This window comes from Streptomyces sp. NPDC049040 (assembly GCF_043197715.1).
Taxonomy (GTDB): domain Bacteria; phylum Actinomycetota; class Actinomycetes; order Streptomycetales; family Streptomycetaceae; genus Actinacidiphila.
Genome location: NZ_JBICTO010000016.1, coordinates 49,996 through 62,183, shown reverse-complemented (window position 1 = coordinate 62,183; position 12,188 = coordinate 49,996). Strand labels below are relative to the sequence as shown.

Genomic DNA, 12,188 nt, shown 5'->3' with positions numbered 1-12,188 from the left:
CCGCGGCCCTGGGTCCTTCCGTCCCGGCAGGCCGTCCCGGCGGCCCGTCCGGGCGGCCCGTCCGGGCGGACCCTAGATCTCCAGGCCCCGGTTGAGGATCTTCAGCGAGCGGTCGAGGATGCCGAGGAGGTCGTCCTCCGGGGCCTTCTCGACCCAGAACATGATGGCCTCGTGGATCACCGCGAACACCGCCGCGCTGAAGACCCGGACCTCCAGCGCGTCCGCGACCCGCCCGGTGCGGCCCGCGATGATCCCGCCCAGCAGCCGCCCGGTGGTGGAGAAGTTCTCGTGGGCGCGGGCCCTGATCGCCGGCACGTCCCGCACCAGTTGCTCGCGCTGCACCAGCTCGGCCCGCTGGGCGGGATCCGTCAGGACCCCGCCCAGCGACTCGTGCATGACCATCCGCACCGAGACCAGCGGCGGCTCGCCGTCCGGGCGGGCGCGCAGCTTGTCCGCCATCACCTCGTCGAACTCGTCCATGAGGACGATGTCCTCTTTGGTCGGGAAGTAGCGGAAGACCGTGCTCGGCGACACGTCCGCCTCCGCCGCGATCCGGTCCACCGGCGTGGCGTCGTAGCCGTGCTCGGCGAACAGCCGGTAGGCGGCCGCGCGGATCGCCTGCCGGGTCTGGACCTTCTTGCGTTCCCGCAGGCCGGCTCGGGGGGTGGCATCGGAGGATCGAGGGGGCATGACGTCATTGTCGGGCATCCGCCTGCCGCGCGGGCATCGCCCCGGCTCCTGAGTCCACCGCGGTGTCCGTCGCGGTGGACGTCATGGGCGCCGCGGCCCGCTGCTGCCGCGGGTTGGGCAGCAGGGCGGCCAGCAGCAGCGCCGTGACCAGCGCGGCCGCCCCGCAGACCACCAGTGCCAGGTCCATCCCGTGCAGGTACGACGCGTCGGCTGACGCGGCCAGTGCCCGGTCGCCGGCCTTCGCGGCCACCGCGTGCGCGCCGATGACGGACTCGCGGGCGGTGGCCGCGGCCCCGGGCGCGAGCCCGCCGGTGTCCAGCCGCGCGGTGTAGCCGGCGGCCACCACGCTGCCGAGGATCGCGACACCGATCGCCGCACCGGTCTGCCGCAGCGTCTGGAGCAGTCCTGAGCCGCTGCCCGCCCGCTCCCTGGGCAGCGCGCCGAGCGCGCTGTTCATGGCCGGCACGACCGACAGGCCGAGGCCGACCCCGGCGATCGCCAGCCACAGGGCGGTACCGCCGTAGCCGTCGCCGGTGCCGGTGGTCGCCCCGAGGAAGGCTCCCGCCGCCAGCGCCAGCAGGCCTGCGACGATCACCGGGCGCGGCCCGCCCCCGGCGGTCAGCGCGGGGCTGAGCCGGGCGGCGACCATCAGCCCGCCCAGCATGGGCAGCAGCCGCAGTCCGGTGCCGAAGGCGTCGTAGCCCAGCGTGGCCTGGAGGTAGGACGGCAGGACGAAGACCATGCCGGTGAGGATGAAGCTGACCAGCGTGGCGGCGACGGCGCTCCACAGGAAGCCGCGCTGCCGCAGCAGGCTCATGTCGAGCATGGGCCGCTGCACGGTGCGCTCGCGCAGGACGAGCGCGGCCAGCAGCACGGCGGCGGTGCCGAGCGCCGCGAGGACCAGCGGGTCGCCCCAGCCGCGGGTGGGCGCCTCGATGATGCCGTAGACCAGGGCGCCGAGGCCGCCGACGGCGAAGAAGGTGCTGGACGCGTGCACCTTCGGCGCGGCCGGGTCGGTGGTCTCCGGCAGCAGCGTGACGCAGGCCACGACCGCGATCGCCACCAGCGGGACGTTGACCACGAAGACCGAGCCCCACCAGAAGTGGTCGAGGAGGGTGCCGCCGATGAGCGGGCCGAGCGGCATGCCGAAGGCGATGGCGGTGCTGGTGAGCGCGACGGCCTTGGGGCGTTCCGCGGGGCCGAACAGCGAAGGGATCACCGACAGCGCGAGCGGCATCACGAAGGCGCCGCCGAGTCCCATGACCGTTCGGGCGGCGATGACCGGCGCGGGGGTGTCGACGAGGGAGCCGAGCACCGATCCGGCGAGGAAGACCAGCAGGCCCGCGACCAGCATCCGGCGCCGCCCGAAGCGGTCGCCGAGAAGTCCTGCGGGCAGCATCGCCGCGGCGAAGACCACGGTGTAGGAGTCCACGATCCACTGCATGTCGCCGGTGCCGGCGCCGATGCTGTCGGCCATGGTCGGCAGCGCGACGTTGAGGATCGTGGTGTCGAAGCTGAGCACCAGCATGCTCAGGCAGATCGCGACGAGCGCCGCCCAGCGCCGGGGGTCCGGCTGCCGGGCTGCCGCGGAGGGCGAAGAGGACATCAGTACTCCTGCAAGAGGGAGTCAATTGATAGTTGCTTTCAAAAAAGAGTAGCTGTCATACTCTCCCGTGCCAACCCGCCCGGGAACACCACGCCCCGGCCCGCCGGCGGGCACGGCGAAGGCCCGCACCCGGAGGGGGGGTGCGGGCCTTCGTATGAGCGGATCGCGGGTTATGCGTGCTGGTAGGCCACCAGCGAGATGCCGACGTAGTGGACGATGAAGGCGGCCAGTGTGAGGGAGTGGAAGACCTCGTGGAAGCCGAACCAGCGCGGTGACGGGTTCGGCCGCTTGAAGCCGTAGACGGCCGCTCCCGTGCTGTAGAGCAGCCCGCCGACGACCACGCAGACCAGGACGGCGACGCCGCCGGTGCGCAGGAAGTCGGGCAGGAAGAAGACCGCGACCCAGCCGAGGGCGATGTAGCAGGGTGTGTAGAGCCACCGGGGTGCGCCGACCCAGAAGACCCGGAAGGCGATACCCGCGAGCGCCCCCGCCCAGACCAGCCAGAGCAGCAGGTGCGAGGTGCCGCCTGGCAGCAGCAGTATGGCCAGCGGGGTGTAGGTGCCGGCGATGATCAAAAAGATGTTCGCATGGTCAAGTCGCCGCAAAATTCCGGCGCCGCGCGGACCCCAGTCACCGCGGTGGTAGAGCGCGCTCACGCCGAACAGCGCACACGCCGACACCGTGAAGATCGCACAGGCGATCCGGCCCCTGGTGCTCTGTGCGAAGGCGGTGAGCATCACGCCCGAGATCAGTACCGCTGGGAACATGCCCGCGTGCAGCCACCCTCTGAGCTTGGGTTTTATGGGTTTCAGCGGGTCGAGTGCATCGACGTCCGAGGGCACTTCTGCAGTGTGATCGACGGCGCTCATGGCGTCAATCTTACCTACGCCACCGTAGGTTGCCCTGCCGCAGCACTCCGCCGTCGGTGTCATACCTGCCCGTGGCGGGGCTCACTTCCGGTCCTCTGGACAGACTCCTTCGACCGGGCTCACACTCATATGAGTGCGGTCGGCACCGGATGAGCACTCTGCGAACGCGTCCGGGCCGCAGCCCCCAAGGGGCCGAACCAACCCTCAACTCTCACGCCGGTCTGTGCGGACCCGGCGGGATGGAGTGATTGTGGCGCGCGTCAACACGGCTCCCACCGAACACCAGGAACTGATCCGCTGGGTCGGCGAGATCGCCGAGCTCACCCAGCCCGACGAGATCGTCTGGTGCGACGGCTCGCAGGCGGAGTACGACCTGCTCGCGGCCGAACTCGTCGCCAAGGGCACCTTCACCAGGCTCGACCCGACCCTGCGGCCGAACTCGTACCATGCGGCCTCCGACCCCTCCGACGTGGCGCGCGTCGAGGACCGGACCTTCATCTGCTCGCGCCGCGAGGCCGACGCGGGCCCGACCAACCACTGGATGGACCCGGCGCGGATGCGGGCGATCTTCACCGGCGGGGCGGACGCCTCGACGAGCGCGGGCTCCTCCGGGGCGGCGGCCCCGGGCCTCTTCCGGGGGGCGATGCGCGGCAGGACGATGTACGTCGTCCCCTTCTGCATGGGGCCGCTCGGCTCACCGCTGTCCGCGATGGGCGTGGAGATCACCGACTCCGCCTACGTCGCGGTGTCCATGCGCACCATGACCCGGATGGGCACCGACGTACTGGAGGAACTGGGCACCGACGGCGACTTCGTCAAGGCCGTCCACTCGGTCGGCGCCCCCCTCGCCGAGGGCCAGGCCGACGTGCCCTGGCCGTGCAGCGACACCAAGTACATCTCGCACTTCCCCGAGGACCGGGAGATCTGGTCCTACGGGTCCGGCTACGGCGGCAACGCCCTGCTCGGCAAGAAGTGCTACGCCCTGCGGATCGCCTCCGTCATGGCCCGCGACGAGGGCTGGCTCGCCGAGCACATGCTGATCCTCAAGCTCACCCCGCCGCGCGGCGAGGCCAGGTACGTGGCCGCCGCCTTCCCCTCCGCGTGCGGCAAGACCAACCTGGCGATGCTGGAGCCCACCATCTCCGGCTGGACCGTCGAGACCGTCGGCGACGACATCGCCTGGATGCGCTTCGGCGACGACGGCCGGCTCTACGCCATCAACCCCGAGGCCGGCTTCTTCGGCGTCGCCCCCGGCACCGGCGAGCACACCAACGCCAACGCCATGAAGACGATGTACGCCAACTCCGTCTTCACCAACGTCGCCCTCACCGACGAGGGCGACGTGTGGTGGGAGGGCATGACCGAGGAGCCCCCCGCGCACCTCACCGACTGGAAGGGCAACGACTGGACCCCCGCGTCCGGCACCCCCGCCGCCCACCCCAACGCCCGCTTCACCGTCCCCGCCGACCAGTGCCCGATCATCGCCCCCGAATGGGAGGACCCGCGCGGCGTCCCGATCTCCGCGATCCTCTTCGGCGGCCGCCGCGCCTCCGCCGTCCCGCTGGTCACCGAGTCCTTCGACTGGCAGCACGGCGTCTTCCTCGGTGCGAACATCGCCAGCGAGAAGACCGCCGCAGCCGAGGGCAAGGTCGGCGAGCTGCGGCGCGACCCCTTCGCGATGCTGCCCTTCTGCGGCTACAACATGGGCGACTACTTCGGGCACTGGATCGAGGTCGGCAAGGCGCACGACCCGGCGAAGCTGCCGAAGATCTACTACGTGAACTGGTTCCGCAAGGACGCGGACGACCGCTTCGTGTGGCCCGGCTTCGGCGAGAACAGCCGCGTGCTCAAGTGGATCGTGGACCGCCTCGACGGTGTGGCCGAGGGAGTGCCGAGCCCCATCGGCGTCCTCCCCGCGCCCGGCGCCCTGGACACGGACGGGCTGGGGCTCTCGCCGGCCGAGCTCGACCTGCTGCTGACGGTCGACCCGGTGGTCTGGCGTGACGAGGCCGCGCTGATCCCCGCCCACCTGGAGACCTTCGGCGAGCACACCCCGCCCGAGCTCTGGGCGGAGTACCGCGCCCTGGTCGCGCGGCTGGCCTCCGCGTAAGGCGGCGCCCCACGGGGGCGCGGGGACGGGCCGCACGTCGCCACCGGCCCGAAGGGGCTGCCGTCCGATCCGGGCCGCAGGCCGTCGGGTGGCCGGGCGTCGCATTCCCCGCGCCCCCGCGCCCCTCGGGACGTACCCGGGGGCGCTGGGAACCCTCGCCTACGGCTGGGAGTAGCCGTCGAGGAAGCGGCCGATACGGCCGATGGCCTCGGTCAGGTCCTCCGCGCGCGGCAGCGTGACGATGCGGAAGTGGTCGGGCTCGATCCAGTTGAAGCCCGTGCCGTGCACGATCATGATCTTCTCGGCCCGCAGCAGGTCGAGCACCATCTGCCGGTCGTCCTTGATCTTGTAGACGTGCGGGTCAAGCCGCGGGAAGGCGTACAGCGCGCCCTTGGGCTTGACGCAGCTCACCCCGGGGATCGAGGTGAGGGCCGCGTAGGTGGCGTCGCGCTGGGCGCGCAGCCGGCCGCCGGGCAGGACGAGCGAGGTGATCGACTGGTGGCCGCCGAGCGCGGTGGCGATGGCGTGCTGGGCCGGCATGTTGGCGCACAGCCGCATGTTGGCCAGGATCGTCAGGCCCTCGATGTAGCTGCCCGCGTGTGTCTTGGGGCCGCACACCGCCATCCAGCCGCTGCGGTAGCCCGCGACCCGGTAGGCCTTGGACAGGCCGTTGAAGGTCAAGGTGAGCAGGTCGGGCGCGATGGCGGCGGTCGGGGTGTGGGTGACGTCGTCGTAGAGGATCTTGTCGTAGATCTCGTCCGAGCACACCACCAGGCGGTGCCGGCGCGCGATGTCGGTGAGGCCGCGCAGCAGTTCGTCGTCGTAGACGGCGCCGGTCGGGTTGTTCGGGTTGATGATGACGATCGCCTTGGTGCGGTCGGTCACCTTGCGCTCTATGTCGGCCAGGTCCGGCATCCAGTCGGACTGCTCGTCGCACCGGTAGTGCACCGCGGTGCCGCCGGCCAGCGCGACCGAGGCGGTCCACAGCGGGTAGTCAGGCGCGGGGACCAGCACCTCGTCGCCGTCGTCGAGCAGCGCCTGCATCGACATCTGGATCAGCTCGGACACGCCGTTGCCGAGGTAGATGTCCTCGACGTTCAGCGGGATGCCCTTGGTCTGGTAGTGCTGCATCACCGCCCGCCGCGCCGACAGCAGACCCTTCGCGTCGCCGTAGCCGTGCGCGTCCTTCAGGGTGCGCAGCATGTCCTCGAGGATCTCGGGCGGGCACTCGAACCCGAACCCGGCCGGATTCCCGGTGTTCAGCTTGAGGATGCGGTGACCGGCCGCCTCCAGCCGCATCGCCTCCTCAAGAACCGGACCCCGGATCTCGTAACAGACGTTTGCGAGTTTTGTGGACTGGATGACCTGCATGCCGGTCACCTTACGGGGCGGTCAGGTGCGCCGCTCGGTGTTTTTCGCCACGACGGGGACGTCGCGGCCACGCCCCGCCTGGCCGATCCGGCGGCCGCGCGGGCTGCCGCCGCCCTGGTGCCGCCCGGTGTGTTTCACCCCGGCGATCGGCTCCGTACGGGTCACTGCCGCCCCGCCGACCGCACGGAGCGTCCCGCCAGCACATCCGTCCGCCGGCCGTCCTCGATGACGAAGCGGCCGTCGATCAGGACGTGGGGGATACCGGTCGGCAGCGTGCGCGGCCGCTCGTAGGTCGCGCCGGAGGCGACCGTCGCCGGGTCGAAGAGGACCAGGTCGGCGCGGTGGCCCTCGCGGATCAGGCCGCGGTCGGCCAGGCGCAGCCGGGCGGCGGGGCGGCCGGTCAGATGGGCGACGCACTCCTCCAGGGTGAGCACTGCGAGCTCGCGCACGTAGTGGCCCAGGTAGTGCGGGAAGGTCCCGTACGCCCGCGGGTGCGGCTTGGCCCCGTGCAGGATGCCGTCCGATCCTCCCGTGTGGGTGCGGTGGCCCATCACCGTGCGCACGTTCCGCTCGTCGCCGACGTGCTGGAGGATCGTGGTGCCGAGCCGGTCGGCCAGCAGCAGGGCGCGGGCCGCGGGCCAGCCGTCGAGGCGGCTGCCGACGCGGCCGGCCAGGGCCGGGTCCGCGGTGCCGGAGACCTCGATCGTCGACCAGTCCATCGGCACCCCGTGGCAGCCGTCGGAGCCGGTCACCTCCAGGGCGTGCCTGACGCGTTCCGCGGTCGGCTCGTCGCGCAGCCTGGCCAGCGTCGCCTCGGGGCCGCCGACAGCCGCCCAGCTGGGCAGCAGCGCGGCCAGCGTCGTACAGCCGGCCGTGTACGGGTAGCTGTCGAGCGTGATGTCGGCGCCGTCCGCCAGCGCCTTGTCCAGCACATCGAGCAGGTCGGCGGCGCGACCCGCGTTGACGTCGAAGTTCATCGTCGCGTGCGCCAGGTGCAGCGGGCAGCCCGCCGCCCGGGTCAGCGCGATCATCTCCTCGTACGCGCGGAGCGCCCCGGCGCCGTAGGAGCGGTGGTGCGGGCAGTAGTAGCCGCCGTGCTGGGCGACCACCCGGCACAGCTCGGTCAGCTCGGCGTCGGGTGCGTACATCCCCGGGGTGTACGTCAGCCCCGACGACATCCCCACCGCGCCCTGCGCCATGCCCTCCGCGACCAGCTGCTTCATCCGCCGCAGCTCGTCCGGCGAGGCCGCCCTGTCCTCCCAGCCGACCGCCATCATCCGGACGGTGCCCTGCGGGACGAGGTAGGCGGCGTTGACCGCGACGCCCCGGTCGAGACGGTCCAGGTAGCCGCCGACGGTGCGCCAGTCGAAGCTGACGCCCGAGCCGTCGCCGTTCCAGCCGGCGATGAGGGTGCGCAGGGTGTCGAGGGTGCGGTCGTCGGCCGGGGCGTACGACAGGCCGTCCTGGCCGAGCACCTCCAAGGTGACGCCCTGCGCCGCCTTCGCCTCGTGGGCCGGGTCGGTGAGCAGCGCGAGGTCGCTGTGGGAGTGCATGTCGATGAAGCCGGGGGCCGCGGCCAGGCCTTCGGCGTCGAGCATCCGCCTGCCGGTGGGCCGCCGCCCCTCGCCCCGCCACACCCGGACGATGCGGCCGCCCTCGATCCCGAGGTCCCCTCGGTACGAGGGCGCGCCGCTCCCGTCCACGACGCGTACGTCCCTTACGACCAGGTCCATGCCTGCGACCTTACGTTCCGCCCTGCCCGCGCCCTCCCCGGCCCTCAGAAGAAGGTGCGGACGTAGTCCGTGACGGTGCCTTCGGGGGTGGCGACGGGGATCAGGGGCCACTTGTCGAAGGTCGTGCAGGGGTGCGAGAGGCCCAGGCAGACCAGGTCGCCGACCCGGAGCGGGTCGGCGTGCGGCACGTCGAGCCAGAGGTGCTGGTCGGAGATGCCGCTGACGCTGAGGCCTTCGGGCGCGGGGCGCTCGCCCTCGGCGGAGCGTACGGCCACCGGGGTGGGAAGCCCCAGGTCGTACGGTGCGTCGCGCTTGCCCGCGTTGAGGAAGGCCTGCCCCGGCGCCGGCCGGGAGACGACCTGGGCCCACAGCCGGAAGGCCGGCTCCAGGTGCCCCGGCACCCGGGTGAAGGGCGTCACCCGTGCGTAGTGCGTGTCGTCGTGCGTGACGTAGGCGCCCGACCGCAGCAGCCGCAGCACCGGCCGCGACATCGGGCCGATGTCGCCGAAGACGTCCGCGACCGCGTCGAACCACGCCGAGCCCCCGGCGCTGACCACGATCTCGTCCGCCTCGCCGAAGGCACCCGTCCGGTCCAGGCCGGCGGCGAGCGCGACCAGCCGCCGCAGCCAGGCACGCACCCGCTCCGGGTCGGCGTCCGGCACCTCGCCCTCGTAGCCGGCCACGCCGACCAGCCGCAGCCGGCCGGAGGCCGCGACGGCCTCGGCGACCACGGCGCACTCCGCTTCCGTGCGCACCCCGGTGCGGGCGCCCTCGCCGGCGCCGAGTTCGATCACGACGTCCACCGCGCGCCGGGTGCCGGCCGCCCGCAGCGCCTCGTCCATGAGCCGTACGCCGTCCACGGAGTCGACGTAGCAGATGAAGCCGAAGTCCGGGTCGGCGTCGAGTTCGGCGCCGAGCCAGCGCAGCGCGGCCGGGTCGACGAGCTCGTTGGCGAGGAAGACCCGCGGGATGCCGAAGGCGCGGCAGACCCGCAGCTGGTGGGGCACGGCGACGGTGATGCCCCAGGCGCCGCGTTCGAGCTGGCGGGCGAAGAGCTGCGGGGCCATCGACGTCTTGCCGTGCGGGGCGAAGGCCAGGCCGTGCTCGGTGCTCCAGCGCTCCAGGACGGCGAGATTGTGGTCGAGCGCGTCGGCGGCCAGCACGAGCAGCGGGGTGGTGAAACCACCGCCGGTCAGGGTGCGGCGCTGGTCGGCGAGTTCACCGACGGTGAGCCCCTCGGCGTCCGGGGGCAGGCCCTTGAAGCGGTGGTCCACGCGTTCCCCGCGCAGCGCGGCGACCCGTTCGGCGACGACGTCCATGCACCCTCCGTACCCCGCACTGCGTTGCAACATGTGCAACGGCCATTGCGTATCGTGTTTCGAGCTGTCTAACATCCGGGCCTGCGGCCGGTCAACGGCCGCCGACCCGTCCCCCCCCGTGGTTACCCCAGTGAGAGCGAGCGTGAGCGTGACGCCGAGCGTGGACGTCGTAGCCCTGGGGGAGTCCATGGTCACCTTCGTGCCCAGCAGGACCGGCCGGCTGGCCGACGTGCCCGCCTTCCACCGGACCATCGGCGGCGCCGAGTCCAACGTCGCGTGCACCCTGGCGCGCACCGGCCACAGCGCCCGCTGGGTCAGCCGGGTCGGCAGCGACGGCTTCGGCGACCACCTGGTCGACACGATCGCGGCCGCCGGCGTCGACGTCGGCGCCGTGCAGCGCGACCCGCACCGGCCCACCGGCATCTACTTCCGCACCGCAGGCGAGCGCGCGACCACCCTGGACGCCGTCCCCGGGCGCGCCGAGGTCGTCTACTACCGCAAGGGCTCCGCCGCCTCCGCCCTGTCGCCCGCGCTGGTGCAGCGCAGGGACGTGTGGGCCGGCCGGATACTGCACCTGACCGGGATCACCTGCGCCCTGTCGGCCACCTGCAAGGCGCTGACGCGGCGGCTCACCCACCGCGAACCCGGCCGCCCGCTGGTGTCCTTCGACGTCAACCACCGCCCCGCCCTGTGGCACGGCGCCGACCCGTGGCTGCTGGCAGAAATCGCCCGCGGCTGCGACCTGGTCTTCGTCGGCGAGGACGAGGCGCAGGCCGCCTGGGGTCTGGCGGACGCCGACGCGATCAGGGCCGCCCTGCCGGAACCCGCGACCGTGGTGGTCAAGCAGGGCGCCGCCGGCGCCACCGTCTTCAGCGGCGGCGAGCGCATCCGGGTGCCGGCGCCCGCGGTCGACGTCGTCGCCCACGTGGGGGCCGGCGACGCCTTCGCCGCCGGCTTCCTGTCCGCGACCCTGCGCGGGCTCCCGCTGCGCGACCGGCTGCGGCACGGCCACCTGCTGGCCGCCGCCGCGCTGACCGTGCCGGGCGACCTCGCGCCGCCGCCCGGCCGCGCGCACGCAGACGCGCTTGCCGCGCTGGACGACACCGCGTGGGGCAGACTGCGACTCGGCCCCGGCTGGACGGAGCGGGCACAGGAGGTGGGGCGGTGAGCCAGACGGTCGACCGCGCGCTGAGCATCCTGCCGCTGCTCGCCGAGGGCCCCGCGAGCCTGGAGCAGGTCGCCACCCGGCTCGACGTCCACAAGTCCACCGCGCTGCGGCTGCTGCGCACCCTGCACGACCACGGTCTGGTCTACCGCCAGCAGGACCAGCGCTACCGGCTCGGCGCCCGGCTCTTCGCGCTCGCCCAGCAGGCCGTCGAGGCGCTGGACATCCGCGGCATCGCCCACCCGCACCTGGCCGCCCTCAACGAACGCACCGGCCACACCGTGCACCTGGCGGTCTACGAACAGGGCGAGGTCGTCTACATCGACAAGGTGGAGAGCCGCTACCCGGTCCGCATGTACTCGCGGATCGGCCGCCCGGTCGCCATCACGGTCGCCGCCGTCGCGAAACTGCTGCTCGCCGACCTGCCGGAGCCGGAGCGCAGGGCGGTCGCCGAAGGCCTCGACTACCCGCGCTACACCGCGCGTTCCACCCCCGACGCCGCCGCCTTCCTCGCCGAGCTGGCCCGAGTGCGCGAACAGGGCTGGGCCTGCGACCTGGGCGGCCACGAGGAGTCCATCAACTGCGTCGGCGCACCGCTGCGCGGACCCGACGGGCGGGTCTGCGCGGCCATGTCGGTCTCGGCGCCCAACGTGGTGGTCACCGCCGAGGAACTCCTGCGGCTGCGGCCGCTGGTCCTGCGGACCGCAGAGGCGATCGGAGCCGAGCTGTCCGGCGTCGCGGGACCCTCCCCCGCCGCTGTCCCTTCCCCCGCTCCCACAGAACCCACGAGAGGCGCGACCGCATGAGCGAGCTGCCAGAGGCCAACCCCGACCGACTGCCGCGGCTCACGAAGACCGCGATCACCCCGCCGACGCACACCACGCCCCCGGCGAAGTTCTCGCACGGGGTGCGCAAGGGCAACATCCTCCAGGTCGCGGGCCAGGTCGGCTTCCTGCCCGCCCCCGGGGGCGGCGCGCCGACCCCGGCGGGCCCGACGCTGCGCGTCCAGGTCCTGCAGACCCTCTCCAACGTCCAGTCGATCCTGGAGGAGGGCGGCGCGACCTGGGAGGACGCGGTCATGGTGCGGGTGTACCTCACGGACACGGCGCACTTCGCCGAGTTCAACGAGATCTACGACGGCTTCTTCGCCGGCCTCCGGCAGGCACCGGCCGCCCGCACCACGGTCTACGTGGGCCTCCCGGCGGGACTGCTGGTCGAGATCGACGCACTGGCCGTGCTCGGTTAGCCGCAGCCGGCCGCGCACCGGCGCGGGCGCCGCGCCGAAGCCGCGGGGGAGGACCGCCCGCCCGGCCTCCCGCCGGCCG

The 12,188-nt window shown here is 72.8% G+C and carries 10 protein-coding genes; 4 read left to right on the top strand and 6 right to left on the bottom strand.

Annotated features, from left to right (window positions below; all coding sequences use genetic code 11):
- Positions 1-72 precede the first annotated feature (72 nt).
- The 3 genes from ACGFMP_RS29600 to ACGFMP_RS29590 all read right to left on the bottom strand — a co-directional run bounded on the left by ACGFMP_RS29600 (position 73) and on the right by ACGFMP_RS29590 (position 3,165).
- A complete protein-coding gene (locus ACGFMP_RS29600) occupies positions 73-690 on the bottom strand; it encodes a TetR/AcrR family transcriptional regulator (RefSeq protein WP_393676107.1) in 618 nt (205 codons plus the stop codon).
- A gap of 4 nt (positions 691-694) precedes the next feature.
- Complete coding sequence (locus ACGFMP_RS29595) at positions 695-2,296, bottom strand: MFS transporter (RefSeq protein ID WP_393676106.1); 1,602 nt, start codon at positions 2,294-2,296, stop codon at positions 695-697.
- 170 nt (positions 2,297-2,466) lie between these two features.
- Positions 2,467-3,165: a hemolysin III family protein gene (locus ACGFMP_RS29590; protein ID WP_393676105.1), complete on the bottom strand. Its 699-nt coding sequence runs from the start codon at positions 3,163-3,165 to the stop codon at positions 2,467-2,469.
- Positions 3,166-3,415: 250 nt separating this feature from the next.
- On the opposite strand from ACGFMP_RS29590, the gene ACGFMP_RS29585 reads away from it, so the two are divergent.
- Entirely contained in the window at positions 3,416-5,275 is a 1,860-nt protein-coding gene (locus tag ACGFMP_RS29585; RefSeq protein ID WP_393676104.1) for a phosphoenolpyruvate carboxykinase (GTP), read from the top strand.
- A gap of 159 nt (positions 5,276-5,434) precedes the next feature.
- Here ACGFMP_RS29585 and ACGFMP_RS29580 read toward each other — a convergent pair whose 3' ends face one another.
- From ACGFMP_RS29580 to ACGFMP_RS29570, 3 genes are all read right to left on the bottom strand, one after another.
- Positions 5,435-6,646 carry a pyridoxal phosphate-dependent aminotransferase gene (locus ACGFMP_RS29580; RefSeq protein WP_393676103.1) on the bottom strand — a complete coding sequence of 404 codons (1,212 nt, stop codon included), beginning with the start codon at positions 6,644-6,646 and terminating at the stop codon, positions 5,435-5,437.
- Between the two features lie 161 nt (positions 6,647-6,807).
- A complete protein-coding gene (locus tag ACGFMP_RS29575) occupies positions 6,808-8,379 on the bottom strand; it encodes an amidohydrolase family protein (protein ID WP_393676102.1) in 1,572 nt (523 codons plus the stop codon).
- A 44-nt stretch (positions 8,380-8,423) separates the two neighbouring features.
- On the bottom strand, positions 8,424-9,698 hold the full coding sequence (locus ACGFMP_RS29570; RefSeq protein WP_393676101.1) for an alanine racemase: 1,275 nt from the start codon (positions 9,696-9,698) through the stop codon (positions 8,424-8,426).
- Positions 9,699-9,840: 142 nt separating this feature from the next.
- Here ACGFMP_RS29570 and ACGFMP_RS29565 point away from each other — a divergent pair, with 142 nt between their 5' ends.
- Genes ACGFMP_RS29565 through ACGFMP_RS29555 form a run of 3 tightly spaced genes read left to right on the top strand, consistent with a single transcriptional unit; the run spans position 9,841 to position 12,109 of the window.
- Complete coding sequence (locus tag ACGFMP_RS29565; RefSeq protein WP_393676100.1) at positions 9,841-10,866, top strand: sugar kinase; 1,026 nt, start codon at positions 9,841-9,843, stop codon at positions 10,864-10,866.
- Positions 10,863-11,669: an IclR family transcriptional regulator gene (locus ACGFMP_RS29560; protein WP_393676099.1), complete on the top strand. Its 807-nt coding sequence runs from the start codon at positions 10,863-10,865 to the stop codon at positions 11,667-11,669. The genes ACGFMP_RS29565 and ACGFMP_RS29560 overlap by 4 nt, the downstream gene beginning before the upstream one ends.
- The gene (locus tag ACGFMP_RS29555; protein WP_393676098.1) at positions 11,666-12,109 is read left to right on the top strand and encodes a RidA family protein; all 444 of its coding nucleotides are present in this window, start codon (positions 11,666-11,668) and stop codon (positions 12,107-12,109) included. Before ACGFMP_RS29560 ends, ACGFMP_RS29555 begins: the two co-directional genes overlap by 4 nt.
- The last annotated feature ends 79 nt before the right edge of the window (positions 12,110-12,188 follow it).